Genomic DNA, 17,892 nt, shown 5'->3' with positions numbered 1-17,892 from the left:
TTAACCTCGATTTCCGTATTTTTTCTTCCATAACACCACTAACGATCCCACCAGACCAAATACCAGCAGTACCACCGGCAGCAGCATCAGACAGCTCATCAGCGCGTCCTCATACTTTAAAAACACCGGCGTTTTGCCCAGCAGGTAGCCAAGCGTGGTGAGAATCAACACCCACAGCAACCCGCTCATCCAGTTAAAGAACTGGAAGCGCGCGTTATTCAGCCCGGAGAGCCCGGCGATGGTGGGCAGCAGCGTGCGCACAAACGCAATAAAACGACCAATCAGCAGCGCGGATAAACCGTGCTTATGAAACAGGTGATGGGCGCGCTGGTGATAATGCGCGGGCAAATGGGAAAGCCAGTTTTGCACTATCCGCGTATTGCCGAGCCATCGCCCCTGAATGTAGCTGAGCCAACACCCGAGGCTTGCCGCTGCGGTAAGCAGTAAAATGGTTTGCGGAAAGCCCATCGTCCCTTTGGCAATCAGCACGCCCACCAGCACAAGTAAACTGTCTCCCGGCAGGAACGCGGCAGGTAACAAGCCATTTTCCAGAAACAGAATCATAAACAGCACAAAGTACAACATACCCACCATGGAGGGGTTGGACAGCGTCTCGAAGTCCTGGCTCCACAGCGCGTTTAACAGTTGGGTAAACAGTTCCATTCAATTTTCCTGGCACATCGGTTAAAGCCAAAGGTTTTATAAAGGAAACAGCATCGTGGACATTGTGATTATTAATTGGGTGGCCACATCAAGCTATGCATTACATCGCACCTGCACTATTCCCTGTCAGGTTGGCAAAGTGAGTGGGTACTTACACTGTAGCCAAGAATTGCGTCTAATTGTAACAAAGCGCAGCGCATTGCGTCAGAAAATTTGCGCGTCGTTGACAATTGATTTTGCTTACCGGGGGAGGCGCTGGCGAGGGTATTTACAAACGCTGACACTATACATGGTTTGCTTACCCTCACCGGGAGAATAGAGATTATTTTACGCTATTGGTGGCAGTATCCAGATGAACCACAGGATTTTCAGCGAATAGATAGCGATCGGCATTAAATTCAAAGTCATCGCTGGTTTCGTTAAACAACATTTGTTTGGTGTTTTCGAGGTGCTGCCACATGGCTAATTTCGCCGCGTGGGAGTCTTTACGAATCAGCGCTTTTAGGATTTTGTCATGGTCGTCGCACCAGTTGTCCACGGTACGGGAATCAATGTGCTCGTGAAGCTTTTTCCAGTACGGGTTATAGACGCGCTGAGTCCACATCTTTTCGACAATCGCCGCCAGGGCGCTGTTCTGAGTCGCAAGGGCAACCTGAACGTGAAATTGCAAATCCCATTCGGAATCGCGGAAGCATTTCTCGTTGCGCGCTTTATCCTGGATTTCCATCAGTTTCATGATGTCTTGCTTGGTCACCTGCGTCGCCGCGAATTCAGCAATATTACTTTCGATCAGCTGACGCGCCTGCAACAGCTCAAACGGACCATAGCTGGCGAACTCAAACTGCTGTTCATCCGGCATCGTATGGTATTTGGCCTGATTAGAAATCACGTGAATGCCCGAACCTTTGCGGACCTCAACGTAGCCTTCCACTTCAAGCATGATAATGGCTTCACGAACCACAGTGCGGCTCACGTTTTTTTCATCAGCAATAAAGCGCTCGGCAGGTAATTTATCACCCACCAGATAAACGCCTTGCTCGATACGGCTTTTCAGCTCAGCCGCGAGCTGCTGATAAAGTCGGCGAGATTCTGTGATTTCCATATGCAACTCCGGAATGAACTGCGGGACAACATTGATTTGTTATACCACTTTTACGGGAAACGCTCCACTTGCGGGATCAAAAAAGCCGCCCTGGAAGGCGGCTGTCAGTCAATTTAGTGACGCCGGTTAATGTTGCGCGGCGGGTTTAGGGTCGGGAGCCTGCTTTTGCAATTCCGCCATCGGTTTGTTTTGCAACAGCGTCCAGATAGCGACCGCGCCTAACAGGTCAAATACCGCCAGTACTGCGAACAGCGGGCTGAAGCCGATCGTGTCAGCCAGCGCACCCACAACCAAAGCAAACATAGTGCTCGCGGTCCAGGCCGCCATACCGGTCAGGCCGTTTGCGGTTGCCACTTCGTTACGACCAAATACGTCTGAAGACAGGGTAATCAGCGCGCCAGACAGGGACTGGTGAGCGAAACCACCGACGCACAGCAGCGCGATGGCCACATACGGGCTGGTGAACAGGCCGATCATACCTGGGCCAATCATCAGCACGGCGCCCATGGTGACGACCATTTTACGGGAGACGATCAGGTTCACGCCAAACCAGCGCTGGAACAGCGGCGGCAGATAACCCCCTACGATGCAACCGAGGTCAGCGAACAGCATCGGCATCCAGGCGAACATCGCGATTTCTTTCAGGTTAAAGCCGTAGACTTTAAACATGAACAGCGGGATCCAGGCGTTAAACGTACCCCAGGCCGGCTCTGCCAGGAAACGCGGCAGCGCGATACCCCAGAACTGACGGTTACGAATGATCTGCCACGGAGACATCTTCTTGCCGTTGTCTTTCTGGTGCTGTGCTTCCTGGCCACCAATGATGTAGTCGCGTTCTTCTTCAGTTAATTTTTTCTGGTCGCGCGGGTGTTTGTAGAAAATCAGCCAGGCCATCGCCCAGGCGAAGCTCAGTACGCCGGAGATAATGAACGCCATCTGCCAGCTGTGCATCACGATTGCCCACACTACCAGCGGCGGCGCAATCATCGCACCAATTGAAGAACCGACGTTGAAGTAACCAACGGCGATAGAACGTTCTTTAGCCGGGAACCACTCTGAGGCGGCTTTCAGGCCAGCCGGGATCATCGCGGCTTCTGCTGCGCCTACTGCGCCACGGGCCAGCGCCAGGCCGCCCCAACTGCCTGCCAGCGCGGTTGCGCCACAGAAAACAGCCCACAGAACCGCAAACATCGCGTAGCCGATTTTGGTGCCCAGTACGTCAAGGACGTAGCCTGCGACTGGCTGCATAATAGTGTAAGCCGCTGAATACGCAGCGATAATATAAGAGTACTGCTGGGTGGAGATATGTAACTCTTCCATCAGCGTCGGCGCTGCCGCCGCCACGGTGTTACGAGTCAGGTAACCCAGTATGGTGCCTAAGGTGACCAGGGCGATCATGTACCAACGTAGCCCTTTGATTTTACGCATGTGAAAACCTCATTGTTTTGAAATCCACCGTATCTACACGGTCACCTGCCAGACCAATTACGGCAGGTGTCGAAAACTGAAACGGCGGCGTTATCAGGGTTTAGCTGAAACGTTCCGTTCCTTGCCATAGAAAGTGTTTGTGGGGCAATTCGGTATCCGTACCGGTAAAGTCGCTTTTCACCTTAAGGCTGTTTTTGCGACGGCTGCAAAGATAACTTGTCATACAGCTTTAAAAGTTGAGAGCCATCACAAAAGTGCTTTTCTCTATAGGGTTATTAACAAGGCCCTGGAAGACCAGTGCTGGCGCGGCTTTACCCGGGATTTACTCCTAAAGTGGTGGACTTTTTGTTAGCGTTTATTGATCTTGCTCACTAAATAATTCTCTGTGACTAGAAATTGGTGTGATAACTTTGTCAGCATAGTTGGACGCATCTGGTTCACTCGCTCAGAGGAAGCTCACAATGACCCCGTTCATGACCGAAGATTTCTTGTTAGACACTGAATTCGCCCGCCGTCTGTATCATGATTACGCCAAAGACGAGCCGATTTTCGACTATCACTGCCACCTCCCGCCGCAGCAAATCGCCGAAAACTACCGCTTTAAAAATCTGTATGACATCTGGTTGAAAGGTGACCACTACAAGTGGCGTGCGATGCGTACCAACGGCGTGGCTGAACGCCTGTGTACCGGCGATGCCAGCGATCGCGAGAAATTCGACGCATGGGCGGCCACGGTTCCTCACACCATCGGTAACCCGCTGTACCACTGGACCCATCTGGAACTGCGCCGTCCGTTTGGTGTAACAGGTAAACTGTTGTCGCCAAAAACTGCCGATGAGATCTGGAACCAGTGCAACGAACTGCTGGCACAGGATCAATTCTCCGCACGCGGCATCATGCAGCAGATGAATGTGAAAATGGTTGGCACCACTGACGATCCGGTGGATTCGCTGGAACACCACGCCACCGTGGCGAAAGACAGCAACTTCAGCGTTAAAGTGCTGCCGAGCTGGCGTCCTGATAAAGCCTTCAATATTGAACAGGCGACCTTTAACGACTACATGGCCAAACTGGCCGAAGTCTCTGATACCGATATCCGCCGCTTTGCCGATCTGCAAACCGCGCTGACCAAACGTCTGGACCACTTCGCCGCGCACGGCTGTAAAGTGTCCGACCACGCGCTGGATGTGGTGCTGTTCGCAGAATCTAACGAAAGCGAACTCGACAGCATTCTGGCTCGCCGCCTGGCGGGTGAAAGCCTGTCTGAACATGAAGTCGCGCAGTTTAAAACTGCCGTGCTGGTCTGGCTGGGTGCGGAATATGCCCGTCGCGGTTGGGTACAGCAGTACCACATCGGCGCGCTGCGCAATAACAACCTGCGCCAGTTCAAACTGTTGGGGCCGGACGTCGGTTTTGACTCCATCAACGATCGTCCGATGGCGGAAGAGCTGTCCAAACTGCTCAGCAAGCAGAACGAAGAAAACCTGCTGCCGAAAACCATCCTGTACTGCCTGAACCCGCGCGATAACGAAGTGCTGGGCACCATGATTGGCAACTTCCAGGGCGAAGGGATGCCGGGCAAGATGCAGTTCGGTTCCGGCTGGTGGTTTAACGATCAGAAAGACGGTATGGAACGTCAGATGACCCAACTGGCGCAGCTCGGTTTGCTGAGCCGCTTTGTGGGCATGCTGACCGACAGCCGCAGCTTCCTGTCTTATACCCGTCACGAGTATTTCCGCCGCATTCTGTGCCAGATGATTGGCCGCTGGGTGCAGGCAGGCGAAGCGCCGGCGGATATCGAACTGCTGGGCGAGATGGTGAAAAACATCTGCTTTAACAATGCGCGTGACTACTTCGCCATTGAACTGAACTAATTAAGGCCGTTTGAGGTTGATATGCAATACATCAGGATCCATTCGCAAGATAACGTCGCGGTTGCGCTGACCGACCTGGCAGAAGGCAGCGTCGTCACCCTTGACGGGGTTACGCTAACGCTTCCACAGGCGGTAGCGCGTGGACATAAGTTCGCCATCAGCCCGATTGCGAAAGGTGAGAACGTTATTAAATATGGATTGCCGATTGGCCATGCTCTGAGCGATGTTGCGCCAGGCGAACATATCCATTCCCATAACGCGCGCACCAATCTGAGCGATCTGGATACCTATCGCTATCAACCGGATCTGCAAACGCTGGAACAGCAGGCCGCGGATCGCGACGTTAATATCTACCGCCGCGCCAACGGCGAGGTTGGGGTCCGCAATGAGTTATGGATCCTGCCGACCGTGGGCTGCGTCAACGGGATTGCCCGTCAGATCCAGAGCCGTTTCCTGAAAGAAACCCATGATGCCGAAGGCACCGACGGTGTATTCCTGTTCAGCCATACCTACGGCTGCTCACAGCTGGGCGACGATCACGTCAATACCCGCACCATGTTGCAGAACATGGTGCGCCACCCCAACGCGGGCGCGGTGCTGGTAATTGGCCTGGGCTGCGAAAACAACCAGGTCGATGCGTTCCGCGAAACCCTGGGTGACTTCGATCCTGAGCGGGTGCATTTCATGGTTTGCCAGCATCAGGATGACGAAGTGGAAGCCGGTCTGGAGCATCTGCATGCGCTGTATGAAGTGATGCGCCACGACCAGCGCCAGCCGGGCAAACTGAGCGAACTGAAGTTTGGTCTGGAGTGCGGCGGTTCTGACGGCTTGTCCGGTATTACCGCTAACCCGATGCTGGGCCGTTTCTCCGACTATATGATCGCCAACGGCGGCACCACGGTGCTGACTGAAGTGCCGGAAATGTTCGGTGCTGAACAACTGCTGATGAGCCATTGCCGCGATGAAGCGACGTTTGAAAAAACCGTCACTATGGTGAATGACTTCAAACAGTACTTTATCGCCCACAATCAGCCGATTTACGAAAACCCGTCGCCGGGCAACAAAGCGGGCGGGATCACCACCCTGGAAGAGAAATCTCTGGGCTGTACCCAGAAAGCGGGGGAAAGCCAGGTGGTGGACGTGCTGCGCTACGGCGAACGTCTGACCCAACATGGCCTGAACCTGCTGAGCGCGCCGGGCAACGATGCCGTCGCGACCAGCGCGCTGGCCGGTGCCGGTTGCCATATGGTGCTGTTCAGCACCGGGCGCGGTACGCCGTACGGCGGTTTTGTGCCAACGGTGAAAATTGCTACCAACAGCGAACTGGCGAAGAAAAAACCGCACTGGATTGACTTCGACGCCGGGCAACTTCTGCATGGGCAGACCATGCCGGAGCTGTTGAACCAATTTATCGACACCATTGTTGAGTTTGCTAACGGTAAGCAGACCTGCAATGAACGTAATGATTTCAGAGAACTGGCAATCTTTAAGAGTGGCGTGACATTATAATCTGTGGACTCCTGAGTTCATTTACCCCCGGCGCTCCGTTAACGAGCGCCGTTTTTTTATGATTTTAAGGACAGAGAATGACCGCGTATTGGCTGGCCCAGGGCGTTGGCGTCCTGGCTTTTGCGATTGGTATCACGACGTTTATTAATCGCGATGAAAAACGCTTCAAACTGCAACTCTCGCTGTACAGTTTTATTATCGGCTGCCATTTCTTCCTGATGGGCGCGGCACCCGCCGGGATGAGCGCAGTGCTAAACGCCTTTCGCACCGTGGTTTCGCTGCGCACCCGCAGTCTGTGGGTGATGTCGATTTTTATCGTTCTGACGTTGTCTCTTGGCCTTGCCAAACTTCACCACCCGATGGAGCTGCTGCCGATTGTCGGCACCGTCGCCAGTACCTGGGCGCTGTTTCGCTGCAAAGGGTTAACCGTGCGCTGCGTGATGTGGTGCTCCACGGCCTGCTGGGTCAGCCACAATATCTGGCTGGGCTCGATTGGCGGCTCGCTGATTGAAGGGAGTTTTTTGGTGATGAACGGCCTGAATATCATTCGTTTCTGGCGGATGCAAAAGCGCGGTATCGATCCGTTTAAAATCGAAAAAGAGAGTATGCAGAAGGAGTAAAGGGCGGGCGCAAGGCCCGCCGCTGAGGATTAACTGCGGATTGCGTTATCCGCTAAACGTTGGTCTTCCGCCTGGCAGACTGCGGCGGTGAAGATAACATCTGTTGAAGAGTTCAGCGCGGTTTCGCAGGAGTCCTGCAGAACGCCGATGATAAAGCCGACCGCAACCACCTGCATGGCGATTTCGTTCGGGATACCAAACATATTACAGGCCAGCGGGATCAGCAGCAGCGAACCGCCCGCCACGCCGGATGCACCGCAGGCGCACAGCGATGCCACCACGCTCAGCAGCAATGCGGTCGGGATGTCCATCGCAATACCCAGCGTATTCACCGCCGCCAGGGTCAGCACGGTAATGGTGATAGCCGCGCCCGCCATGTTGATGGTGGCACCCAGCGGGATCGACACTGAATAGGTATCGCGGTCCAGGTTCATCTTCTCGCACATCGCCATGTTCACCGGAATGTTGGCGGCAGAGCTGCGGGTAAAGAAGGCGGTGACGCCGCTTTCACGCAGGCAAGCTAGCACCAGCGGATAGGGGTTGCGGCGGATTTTGTACCAGACGATCAGCGGGTTGATGACAAATGCCACCAGGAACATACAGCCAATCAGCACCACCAGCAGCTGCGCATAGCCCCACAGCGTCGCGAAGCCGGTTTCCGCAAGGGTGGACGCCACCAGGCCAAAAATACCGATCGGCGCGAAGCGAATCACCAGCGTTACCATAAAGGTCACCGCGTCGGACATATCGTTAAGCAGGTTTTTGGTGGTGTCGTTGCCGTGGCGTAGTGCGAAGCCGAGGCCCACAGCCCAGACCAGAATGCCGATATAGTTGCCTTTCAGTACAGCGTCAATCGGGTTTGACACCATGCTCATCAGCAGGCCACGCATCACTTCCACAATGCCGGAAGGCGGCGTGATTTCCGTCGCGCCGGTGGTGAGGTGCAGCGTTGACGGGAAGGCGAAGCTGAACAGCACAGCCGTCAGGGCTGCGGCGAAGGTCCCGATCAGATACAAAAACAGGATAGGGCGAATATTCGTTTTTTGGCCCTGGCGGTGGTTAGCGATAGACGCCATCACCAGTACCAGTACCAGCACCGGCGCAACGGCTTTTAACGCGCCGACGAATAACGTCCCCAGCAGACCTGCCGCCATTGCCGCGTCTTTTGAAACCAACGCCAGCAGAATGCCGAGAACTAAGCCGACAAGAATTTGTTTAACCAGACTGCCGCCCGCAAGACGGCGCAACAACCCTGGTTGAGATTGCGTGCTCATAGATATTCCTTCAGATGTGATGTGGTTCCATCCCGCGTCAATATTATTAAAAGCTTTGTGACCGGATGTAACAGATGTTTGCATGGATGAGTATAGGGATTTGCCGTGCGAGAGGAAGGGGATAGTGCTGTTTTTTCCGAATCGCTCCAGCTTTTTAACTTTAAAATAACAATCATGTGACATTAATAGCACTTCTGATTCAGGTGATATTGCAAAGCCAAAATGGCTGGCTATAGCGTGACGTTCTGGCGTTTGGCGGTGACGCGTTACAGGTGACTTGCCTGTGGCGCAGGTAGCGGAATTTTCGTGAAGGGTAACGGCGTATACACAGGCGTTTTTGGCGCTACGTGGCGGCGAACGATGTCTACCATCCCTGTGAGATCGAGCCCTGGAATGATCCGCACGTCATCAGGCTTGTTGCCGAAGAAATTCTCCCAGTGACCAATCAGCACCATGCGGGGTTTCGTGAAATCCAGCAGGGCCGCGGGATAGTGATAAACCTGATGCCAGGAACCGGCACACAGTATCTCCACGTCGATGCGTTTACCGTCCGGCTCCCGGGGTGGGAACCCCCACGGCGGCGTGGCGGCGGAATCCTGATAGTGAATGCGGTAAACCGGTTTTTTCTGGTCATCCAGCAGGTCTACCAGCCACGCCACAGGCGTGCCAAGCCGCCAGTCCCGGACGTTATTCAGCGGTTCAGTAGGGGGCGATTCATAAATACCGGGCAGCAAATCCACCCCGAAAATATGCCCGGCATGCATGCTGCGAATGGGTTTTGCACGAATATAGCCGCTGTCAGAGTAAATCCATTTTCCGCTATCGCCAGGGCGCGACATATCGGGTACAGAGGCAATCTGCACTAACACATTATGCAAACGCGACAGGCGTTGCGGATCGTCACGGAACTGATATCGCAGGATATTCACCACCGTTTCTGAACCATAAATCTGCGCGTTGGGCGCCTGGTTCTGTATGACGTCAGACACATCCAGTAAGTGATCGTAATGGGCATGGCCCACCAGCAGCATCGAGACAAAGCGGGCGTCCGGCATCATTTGCTGAATTTTTACCGGATCGCTTTTCACCTTAACCGGCGGGAGCCCGGTTATGCCCGCCAGCGCCGGATTGGAGAATGACGGCGCAAAAAGTACGCCTTCGCCATGCCAGGGGAGCAACCAGCCCCCGACGCCAAGATAGTGTAACGCCGGCTCGGCGGCGTCTTTGCCCGACCAGAGCTGATGCGCACCTACCTGCGGCTTAGATAAACACCCGCACAGTAGTAGCGCCAAAACCAGCCACAGGTAGCGCATAGCCACCTCTTACGGCCAGGGCGTAAGTGTAATGATTTCAGGGCGGCTATTTTTATCGCCGTTCCGTTTCGCCACGGGGATCGGGTTTCCGCCTGTATCGAAAAACTGCACTTTCATTTGCTGTTTGTCCGCATCAATGTCGATTCGGGCAAAATTATTATTTTGGGTATAGCCCCAGGATTGATAATTCATGGTGCCCACTGCCGTTCCCGGCTGAGGGTTACTTAACAGCGTCTCATAAATATCGAAGCTGTCATTTTCCGCTATGGAATCACGAACATATTTTGCCGTTTCGCCGTTAATAAACGTATAGGGCCAGTAAAACGGCGAAGAGGTAATCGACCAGGCATGAATTTTTTCTCCGGCGATGCCGTTAATTTCAATTTCGCACAGGTTAGTGCAATGAATATCGCCAGAGAGAAAAATAACATTTTCAATCTGATGCTTAAGAAGGGTCTTTAACACCTGATTGCGCGTCTGTGGAAAGGCGCTCCAGGTATCGCTGTTATCTTTATTCCTGCGCGCCCGGAAATCATCCCCGGCGGTGGCGATTTCATTAGGGACAAATACGCCGGAAGAGACGATAAATTTAGGGCGGTTACCATAATCCTTCTGCATATGAATTAACCATGCGCATAGCCTGTCCAACTGGCTGGGTTCCGTTGGATGTTTTGAAGGCAATCCCAACAGATGGTTGTTGTTAATATTGTTGTCGTCGCGCTGGTTGGCGTCGTTTTTGTAACGCGTGGTGCGCGTATCCAGTACAAAGAAAGGGTAACCGCCGCAGTTGAAATCGTAGAACAAACGCGGCACATCCATCTCGGCCAGATATTTTTCACTGCCGATGAGCTTATCTGTGCGCTGATGAATATAGCTGTCCGGAAAGCGCGGACCGTGGATCCACTGATAACTCATATAAGCACTAATGGCGCAGTTGAATAAATCGCAACTATTGCTGAAGAAGCCGGGTAGATAATGGGTTTTGTTCACCCGATCCTGAGTCCAGTTATCTTCTATTTCATGATCGTCAAGGATCATATAAGTAGGGATATGTGAGGTTAAACGGCGGAAATTCAGGCTCTTATAGTTTTCGTGATAGGCCTCTTCAAATTCTTTATACGTGTCTGCTTTAAATGCCGGGACATAAACCGATGCCGAGTCGGCATAAATCTGATCGCCAACCATTAATACAAAATTAGCGTCAGCATGTTGTTCATACATGGCTTTGAAAATAAGGTCAGATTCCTTTTTCTTGTAAAAAGGTACCCCGTTAAACCAGTTATTGCGACAGGAGCCAAACAGAAATTTAATCGGCTGCGCGGTGGTTGGTTTGGGCTGCGTGGTAAAGTCGGCGGCCACATATTGCGCATTAAGTGTCTCATCATTTAATTGATCTGCCCAGACTCGCGCCGGGGGAAGCGTTTTAACCACTTCTTCACTGGCGTCGCCGTCCATTTCCTCCGACGGCAGGCTGATTTCCAGATACGCCATGCGAACCCGATAGCGCGTAGCGGGTTTCAACACAAAAGGCTTGAGTTTTTTCTGCTCGTCCTCATTGGCCCATAAATTCACATCCTTGCCCAGTGTATAAACCCCGGTACGGTGATACTGGCGGCGCAAGCGGAAGTACCAGATATTCTCCGCCGCCACTTTTCCATTCGCGCCCGCCACGCCAATCACGCCGACGGTGCGAATATTATTCGCGATGTCGTTTTCATCGTGGTCGGGGTAAGCGGCAATCCACAGGCGGCAGGTGGTATCGGTGGTATGCCCGACAATCGGGCCCAGCGCGGGTTTAAACAGTTTGCTCATTTTCTTACCCACCATTAAAGGCATGGCCGGTCAGGGTCACTATGGTGTGATTATAAAAGGTGCGGAAACAAGCCGGGTGATACGAAAGCGTGAATGAGCGGGTAGGGGTAAGACATTGTGATGAGGCGTCTCAACGCAGTGTTGCCGCGTTGAGACGCCCGGCCGTTATGACAACGATTTGCGCCTGTCGTTACGGTGATTCACCCAGGCGTTAATCAGCAGCGTCACCACCAGAATCCCGCCTACCACGCCAAGCGAGATAGCGATTGGGATGTGGTAGAAATCGACAATCAGCATCTTAACGCCGATAAACACCAGAATCACCGACAGGCCGTATTTCAGCATAGTGAAACGTTCCGCAACGCCCGCCAGCAGGAAGTACATGGCGCGCAGGCCGAGGATCGCGAACAGGTTAGAGGTCAGCACGATAAACGGATCTGTGGTGACCGCGAAGATTGCCGGAATACTGTCTACCGCGAAAATCACGTCGCTGATTTCTACCAGGATCAGCACCAGGAACAGCGGCGTGACGTACAGCAGGCCGTTGTGGCGCACGAAGAATTTCTCGTTTTCGATTTTATCAGTCATGCGCAAATGGCCGCGCAGCCAGCGCACGATCGGTTTCTCGCCGATGCCGGCTTCGTCTTCTTTGGCAAGCGCCATCTTCACGCCGGTAAACAGCAGGAACGCGCCGAACACGTACAACAGCCATTCAAACTGAGAAATCAGCCAGCTACCTGCGAAGATCATAATGGTACGCAGCACAATCGCGCCGAGTACGCCGTAAATCAGTACGCGACGCTGCAATGCTGGAGGAACGGCGAAGTAGCTGAACAGCATCAACCAGACGAAGACGTTATCCACCGCCAGCGCTTTCTCGATTAAATAACCGGTGAGAAAGGCGAGCGCCTGGGCGTCTGCCACCGCGCGGCCCTCGGTGCCGGTGAGATACCACCAGAAGCCTAAATTAAACAGCAACGACAGCCCGACCCAAATCAGCGACCAGACCGCCGCCTGCTTCATGGTCATGGTATGCGCGCCGCGCCGTCCCTGAAGCAACAGGTCGATGGCCAGCATAATCACCACAATGACAGCGAAGCCGCCCCACAACAGGGGAGTTCCCACGGTATTCATAAGTATCATTCCTTAAAAATGAAAAACGGCCAACGTCGGAAGACGTTAGCCGCTTTGCCTGAGCTGCAAATGGATCTCACCTTCCGGCAAGGTCTCACTTACAACGCGAAATACCCGTGTTCACCAGCGTCGTTGACGATGCCTGATACGCATTTTCGAGTTGCCCGACGACCGGGTGCACAGCACCGTATTGACGATCCGTCGGCAAGGAAGTTACTCCCCTTTGCAGATAAAAAGTATGCAGCGTCAATGATCTCGTCAACGACGCTGCCGGGGGATTTACTGAGCTTTACGCGGTTAGCGGTTCGTTGACATCATCCGCCGGAAACTTGACGCCGGTCTGGGCGCGGATCTCGGTGAGCAGTTTCGCCGTAGTGCGGCTGACCGTCAGTCCCGGATGGTTCACTTCGTGAGTTTCCACCAGCCGGGCAAAGGTTTCCGCCTCATACAGCATGGTGTTGATATGCTGGGGCAGAGAGAGATCCTGGGCTTTGCCGCCGCGCGGAATAAAGGTGATGCGCTGGCACTCGGAGATCTTCTCGATCACCAGCGTACCGGCCTCGCCCTGGATTTCGCTGTGCAGGCCAGAGTCGCTGACTTTGGAATGCAGCAGGGTGACGTCGGCATCGCCATAGTGCATCACCACCGTGCCGTGGGCATCGACGCCGCTGTCCAGCAGGCTGGCTGACGCGGTGACCGACGCCGGTTCGCCCCACAGCGCCACGGCGCTCGCCAGGCAGTAAAAACCGATATCCATAATCGAGCCGTTGGAATAGGCCGGATTAAAGGTGTTTGGGTTCTCGCCGTCCAGATAGCGCTGGTAGCGTGACGAATACTGGCAATAATTGAGCAGTGCTTTACGCAGCTTGCCGACTTTTGGCAGCGCCTGGCTCAGGGCGATAAAGTTGGGCAGGCTGGCGGTTTTGAACGCTTCGAAAAACACCACCTGGTTTTCGCGCGCTATGGCGATAGCCGCTTCCACTTCGCGCAGGTTCGACGCTAACGGTTTCTCGCAAATCACATGTTTTTTATGGCTCAGAAACAGGCAGGATTGCGAGAAGTGCAGGGAGTTGGGGCTGGCGATATACACTGCGTCAATATCGTCGCTCTGCGCCAGAGACTCCAGCGAAGTAAACAGATGCTCGACGGGATAGTCGTTGGCGAACATCTGAGCCTGTTCAAGGGTACGTGAATAGACCGCCGTGAGTTTTAATTTGCCGGTCTCATGGGCGGCATCGACGAACTGGCGGGTGATCCAGTTGGTGCCAATAACAGCGAAACGTATCATATCGGGGACTTAACTCCGCAGTGGAATGTACCCGTCAGAGTAGCATGCGATCGCAGGAAATCACGTGGCCTGTTACGCAGAACTGAGCAATGCCTGATGGGTCAGCCACAGGCGGGTATCGAATTCTAACTGGTGGTAATCCGGCTCCATATGGCAGCACAGTTGATAAAATGCTTTGTTGTGTTCTTTCTCTTTCAGGTGCGCCAGCTCATGTACCACGATCATGCGCAAAAACGGTTCCGGAGCCTGGCGGAATACCGTCGCCACGCGAATTTCCGCCTTTGCCTTCAGCTTATTGCCCTGCACCCGCGACACGGCGGTGTGCAAACCCAGCGCGTGTTTCAGCACGTGGATCTTGTTGTCCCAGGCCACTTTACTTAACGGCGAACTGCTGCGCAGATGGCGGTTTTTGATCTCCTGCACGTAGTTCCATAACGCTTTATCGGTCGCGATATCATGCAGTTGCGGATAACGCTTGTTCAGCACATCACCCAGCCGCCCCTGCTCGATCAGGCTGTTCACCTGGCTTAACAAGGATTCGGGGTAGCCCTGGAGATACAGCAGTGCGCTCATGGATGCCTCAGCGAGAGAAAAAAAGGTTTACTCAGATGCGTAATTAAGGGATAAATCGCGCGAATTTTAGCACCGTGGAGGGCCGATGAGCCAGGTTGAGTTAAATGCACGCGAATTAACGCTTGAGCGCTATCCGCCCATGCCGGAAGAGGCCCCGTTACAGGCATGGGATGCTGCCGATGAATATCTGTTGCAGGATTTGCCGCAAACCGACGGCCCGACGCTGATTTTTAACGATGCGTTCGGCGCATTAACCTGCGCGCTGGCGGCTCGCCGCCCGTGGAATATCAGCGATTCGTTTATCGCCCAGCAGGCCGCGCGGCACAACCTGCGGCTGAATCAGATTGATTCAGACAGCATCGTATTCCAGGACTCCCTCGCGCCGCTGCCTGCGGCTCCGGCGCTGGTGCTGATTAAGATCCCTAAACAGCTGGCCTTGCTGGAACAGCAGCTACGCGCCTTACGCGCGGTGGTCACGCCGGAAACCCGCATTATCGCCGGCGCTAAAGCGCGCGATATTCATAACTCCACCCTGGCGCTGTTTGAAAAAATCCTCGGGCCAACCACCACCTCGCTGGCGTGGAAAAAGGCACGGCTGATTTACGGCAGCGTGACGCTGCCTGCGCTGAATGCTGCGCCCGCGACCATAAACTGGAAACTCGACGGTACGTCCTGGACCCTCCACAACCATGCCAACGTGTTCTCGCGTACTGGGCTGGATATCGGCGCGCGTTTCTTTATGGAGCATCTGCCGGAAAACGTGGAAGGGGAGATGGTGGATTTGGGCTGCGGTAACGGCGTGATTGGCTTAACGCTACTGGCGCACAACCCGCAGGGCCGGGTGGTGTTTATCGATGAGTCGTTTATGGCGCTGGCGTCGAGCCGGTTAAACGTCGAACATAACCTGCCGGACGCGCTGGCGCGCAGTGAGTTTGTGGTGAACAATGCGCTGGCAGGCATAGAGCCGGACCGTTTTCACGCGGTGCTGTGCAATCCGCCGTTCCACCAGCAACACGCCATTACCGATCATATTGCCTGGCAGATGTTTAACGATGCGCGGCGCTGCCTAAAATACGGCGGCGAGCTGCGCGTCGTCGGCAACCGCCACCTCGATTATTACCGCAAGCTGAAGAAAATTTTCGGCAACTGCACCACCGTCGCCACCAACAATAAATTTGTGGTGCTGAAGGCGGTGAAGCTGCGTAAAAGCCGCTAAATCTCCAGCGCCAGCCGGGTGCCCTGCGCAATCGCGCGCCGGGCATCCAGCTCCAGCGCCACGTCGCACCCGCCAATCAAATGCACGGTTTTACCGGCTTCACGCAGCGGTTCCGCCAGTTCGCGGCGCGGCTCCTGCCCGGCGCACAGAATGATATTATCCACTGCCAGGATTTGCGGCTCGCCGTTAATCGTGATGTGCAAACCTTCATCGTCGATACGCTGATAGCTGACGCCGGGGACCATCTTCACGCCGCGTGACAGCAGGGTGGTGCGGTGGATCCAGCCGGTGGTTTTGCCCAGCCCTTCGCCGGGCTTGCTGGCTTTACGTTGCAGCATCACGATTTTGCGCGGGCTTTGCGGCAGTTGCGGCCCTTCAGGGCGCAATCCGCCCACCTGCTCCAGGCTGGTGTCGATACCCCATTCCGCGCAGAATTCGGCGATATTCTGGCTGGTGGGCTCGCCCCGCTGGCTCAGATACATTGCGGTATCGAAGCCAATACCGCCGCAGCCGATAATCGCCACGCGCTCGCCCACCGGTTTTTTATCCCGTAGCACGTCCAGATAGTTCAGCACACGGGGATGATCGATACCGTCAATCAGCGGAATGCGCGGCTCAATGCCGCAGGCCAGGATCACATCGTCAGCTTCTGCGAGCATCGCCGGGTTGACCGGCGTATTCAACCGGACATCCACGCCGGTAATCTCCAGCATCCGGCGGTAGTAGCGCAGGGTTTCGTAAAACTCCTCTTTACCGGGGATCTGTTTGGCGATGTTGAACTGCCCGCCGATTTCCGGGGCGGCGTCGAACAGCGTCACCCGATGACCGCGCAGTGCGGCGTTAACCGCAAACGCCAGCCCGGCAGGCCCCGCGCCGACCACGGCGAGGTTTTTTGCCACCGCCGCCGGAAGGAGCGGCATTGTCGTTTCATGGCAGGCGCGCGGGTTCACCAGGCAGGAGGTGACTTTACCGACAAAGATCTGGTCGAGACACGCCTGGTTACAGCCGATGCAGGTATTGATTTCATCCTCGCGTCCGCTTTGCGCTTTGCTGAGCAACTCGGCATCCGCCAGGAAAGGGCGCGCCATTGAGACCATATCGGCATCACCCGATGCGAGGATCGCATCAGCCACCGCCGGATCGTTTATCCGGTTAGTGGTCACCAGCGGGATCGCCATCTGGCCTTTGAGCTTGCGGGTTACCCAACTGAACGCGCCGCGCGGCACCGGGGTGGCGATGGTAGGAATACGCGCTTCGTGCCAGCCGATGCCGGTATTGATGATCGTCGCGCCCGCCGCTTCGATGGCCTTCGCCAACATCACGGTTTCGTCAAAGGTTCCGCCGCCTTCCACTAAATCGAGCATCGACAGGCGGTAGACAATAATAAAATCAGCGCCTACCCGTTCGCGCACCGTGCGCACCACTTCCGTGGCGAAGCGCATTCGGCGTGAGTAATCACCGCCCCATTCATCCTCGCGGGTATTGGTGCGCGCCGCCAGGAACTGGTTAATCAGATAGCCTTCGGATCCCATAATTTCCACGCCGTCGTAACCCGCTTCCCGCGCCAGTTGGGCGCAGGTCGCGAAGTCATTAATCAGCGCCAGGATTTCATCGTGGGTCAGGGCATGGGGCGCGAAACGGTTGATCGGCGCCTGAATAGCCGACGGCGCAACCGGATGGGGCTGATAGCTGTAGCGCCCGGTATGGAGGATTTGCAGCGCGATTTTGCCGCCTTCGCGGTGTACCGCGTCGGTCACACACCGATGATGATCCAGATGGCTGCGGTCGTTCAGCATCGCGCCGCCAGCTACCGCAACGCCAGAAGGCGCGGGTGCTATCCCTCCCGTCACAATCAGCGCCACGCCGTGCCGCGCACGTTCGGCATAAAACGCCGCCAGCCGTTCCGGGCCGTCCGGGCGCTCTTCAAGGCCGGTATGCATCGAGCCCATCAGGACACGGTTTTTTAGCGTAGTGAACCCTAAATCAAGCGGGGCGAACAGCGACGGGTAGCTCATAGTCTCTTCCAATGTAAAATTATTGTTATGTGGTCGGATGAGTTTCTAATTTAGCTGTCCTGACAAGGAAT

General features: G+C 54.8%; 14 protein-coding genes. 4 read left to right on the top strand and 10 right to left on the bottom strand.

Going from position 1 to position 17,892, the window contains the following annotated elements:
- From yqjA to ACVV26_RS19155, 3 genes are all read right to left on the bottom strand, one after another.
- The gene (gene yqjA, locus ACVV26_RS19165) at positions 1 to 663 is read right to left on the bottom strand and encodes a DedA family general envelope maintenance protein YqjA (RefSeq protein WP_183169693.1); all 663 of its coding nucleotides are present in this window, start codon (positions 661 to 663) and stop codon (positions 1 to 3) included.
- Positions 664 to 985: 322 nt separating this feature from the next.
- Positions 986 to 1,765, bottom strand: a complete 780-nt coding sequence (gene exuR, locus ACVV26_RS19160) for a transcriptional regulator ExuR (protein ID WP_474798858.1) — start codon at positions 1,763 to 1,765, stop codon at positions 986 to 988.
- Positions 1,766 to 1,891: 126 nt separating this feature from the next.
- Positions 1,892 to 3,193: an MFS transporter gene (locus tag ACVV26_RS19155; protein ID WP_474798856.1), complete on the bottom strand. Its 1,302-nt coding sequence runs from the start codon at positions 3,191 to 3,193 to the stop codon at positions 1,892 to 1,894.
- A gap of 461 nt (positions 3,194 to 3,654) precedes the next feature.
- Here ACVV26_RS19155 and uxaC point away from each other — a divergent pair, with 461 nt between their 5' ends.
- The 3 genes from uxaC to ACVV26_RS19140 all read left to right on the top strand — a co-directional run bounded on the left by uxaC (position 3,655) and on the right by ACVV26_RS19140 (position 7,196).
- A complete protein-coding gene (gene uxaC, locus ACVV26_RS19150; protein ID WP_474798854.1) occupies positions 3,655 to 5,067 on the top strand; it encodes a glucuronate isomerase in 1,413 nt (470 codons plus the stop codon).
- Between the two features lie 21 nt (positions 5,068 to 5,088).
- The gene (locus ACVV26_RS19145) at positions 5,089 to 6,576 is read left to right on the top strand and encodes a UxaA family hydrolase (protein ID WP_474798852.1); all 1,488 of its coding nucleotides are present in this window, start codon (positions 5,089 to 5,091) and stop codon (positions 6,574 to 6,576) included.
- 77 nt (positions 6,577 to 6,653) lie between these two features.
- A complete protein-coding gene (locus ACVV26_RS19140) occupies positions 6,654 to 7,196 on the top strand; it encodes a YgjV family protein (protein ID WP_474798850.1) in 543 nt (180 codons plus the stop codon).
- Positions 7,197 to 7,225: 29 nt separating this feature from the next.
- Here the strand turns inward: ACVV26_RS19140 and sstT are convergent, their stop codons facing one another.
- The 6 genes from sstT to ACVV26_RS19110 form a co-directional block, all read right to left on the bottom strand.
- Positions 7,226 to 8,470, bottom strand: coding sequence for a serine/threonine transporter SstT (gene sstT / locus ACVV26_RS19135; protein ID WP_474798848.1), 1,245 nt, complete (start codon positions 8,468 to 8,470; stop codon positions 7,226 to 7,228).
- A 266-nt stretch (positions 8,471 to 8,736) separates the two neighbouring features.
- A complete protein-coding gene (locus ACVV26_RS19130; RefSeq protein WP_474798846.1) occupies positions 8,737 to 9,783 on the bottom strand; it encodes an MBL fold metallo-hydrolase in 1,047 nt (348 codons plus the stop codon).
- Positions 9,784 to 9,792: 9 nt separating this feature from the next.
- Positions 9,793 to 11,595 (bottom strand): alkaline phosphatase D family protein, encoded by a 1,803-nt coding sequence (locus tag ACVV26_RS19125; protein WP_474798844.1) that lies wholly within the window; start codon positions 11,593 to 11,595, stop codon positions 9,793 to 9,795.
- A 165-nt stretch (positions 11,596 to 11,760) separates the two neighbouring features.
- Positions 11,761 to 12,729 (bottom strand): TerC family protein, encoded by a 969-nt coding sequence (locus ACVV26_RS19120; protein WP_474798842.1) that lies wholly within the window; start codon positions 12,727 to 12,729, stop codon positions 11,761 to 11,763.
- Positions 12,730 to 13,018: 289 nt separating this feature from the next.
- Positions 13,019 to 14,017 carry a Gfo/Idh/MocA family protein gene (locus ACVV26_RS19115; RefSeq protein WP_312985512.1) on the bottom strand — a complete coding sequence of 333 codons (999 nt, stop codon included), beginning with the start codon at positions 14,015 to 14,017 and terminating at the stop codon, positions 13,019 to 13,021.
- 72 nt (positions 14,018 to 14,089) lie between these two features.
- Positions 14,090 to 14,590, bottom strand: coding sequence for a M48 metallopeptidase family protein (locus ACVV26_RS19110; protein WP_474798840.1), 501 nt, complete (start codon positions 14,588 to 14,590; stop codon positions 14,090 to 14,092).
- An 85-nt stretch (positions 14,591 to 14,675) separates the two neighbouring features.
- On the opposite strand from ACVV26_RS19110, the gene rlmG reads away from it, so the two are divergent.
- Entirely contained in the window at positions 14,676 to 15,806 is a 1,131-nt protein-coding gene (gene rlmG, locus ACVV26_RS19105) for a 23S rRNA (guanine(1835)-N(2))-methyltransferase RlmG (RefSeq protein ID WP_474798838.1), read from the top strand.
- On the opposite strand, the gene ACVV26_RS19100 is transcribed toward rlmG, so the two are convergent.
- Complete coding sequence (locus ACVV26_RS19100; RefSeq protein WP_474798836.1) at positions 15,803 to 17,821, bottom strand: oxidoreductase; 2,019 nt, start codon at positions 17,819 to 17,821, stop codon at positions 15,803 to 15,805. The genes rlmG and ACVV26_RS19100 overlap by 4 nt on opposite strands.
- Positions 17,822 to 17,892: the final 71 nt, after the last annotated feature.

It is taken from the genome of Atlantibacter sp. MEI4A-1023 (assembly GCF_056155425.1).
The sequence above is the reverse complement of the archived record's forward strand: the minus strand, read 5'-3'. Positions and strand labels throughout refer to the sequence as shown.

Bases quoted from the DNA above. Each gene is read 5' to 3' on its own strand.
- ACVV26_RS19120 (WP_474798842.1), bottom strand. From the start codon at position 12,729: ATGAATACCGTGGGAACTCCCCTGTTGTGGGGCGGCTTCGCTGTCATT.
- ACVV26_RS19140 (WP_474798850.1), top strand. From the start codon at position 6,654: ATGACCGCGTATTGGCTGGCCCAGGGCGTTGGCGTCCTGGCTTTTGCG.
- ACVV26_RS19125 (WP_474798844.1), bottom strand. From the start codon at position 11,595: ATGAGCAAACTGTTTAAACCCGCGCTGGGCCCGATTGTCGGGCATACC.
- exuR (WP_474798858.1), bottom strand. From the start codon at position 1,765: ATGGAAATCACAGAATCTCGCCGACTTTATCAGCAGCTCGCGGCTGAG.
- ACVV26_RS19115 (WP_312985512.1), bottom strand. From the start codon at position 14,017: ATGATACGTTTCGCTGTTATTGGCACCAACTGGATCACCCGCCAGTTC.
- ACVV26_RS19155 (WP_474798856.1), bottom strand. From the start codon at position 3,193: ATGCGTAAAATCAAAGGGCTACGTTGGTACATGATCGCCCTGGTCACC.
- yqjA (WP_183169693.1), bottom strand. From the start codon at position 663: ATGGAACTGTTTACCCAACTGTTAAACGCGCTGTGGAGCCAGGACTTC.
- uxaC (WP_474798854.1), top strand. From the start codon at position 3,655: ATGACCCCGTTCATGACCGAAGATTTCTTGTTAGACACTGAATTCGCC.
- ACVV26_RS19110 (WP_474798840.1), bottom strand. From the start codon at position 14,590: ATGAGCGCACTGCTGTATCTCCAGGGCTACCCCGAATCCTTGTTAAGC.
- sstT (WP_474798848.1), bottom strand. From the start codon at position 8,470: ATGAGCACGCAATCTCAACCAGGGTTGTTGCGCCGTCTTGCGGGCGGC.
- ACVV26_RS19145 (WP_474798852.1), top strand. From the start codon at position 5,089: ATGCAATACATCAGGATCCATTCGCAAGATAACGTCGCGGTTGCGCTG.
- ACVV26_RS19100 (WP_474798836.1), bottom strand. From the start codon at position 17,821: ATGAGCTACCCGTCGCTGTTCGCCCCGCTTGATTTAGGGTTCACTACG.
- ACVV26_RS19130 (WP_474798846.1), bottom strand. From the start codon at position 9,783: ATGCGCTACCTGTGGCTGGTTTTGGCGCTACTACTGTGCGGGTGTTTA.
- rlmG (WP_474798838.1), top strand. From the start codon at position 14,676: ATGAGCCAGGTTGAGTTAAATGCACGCGAATTAACGCTTGAGCGCTAT.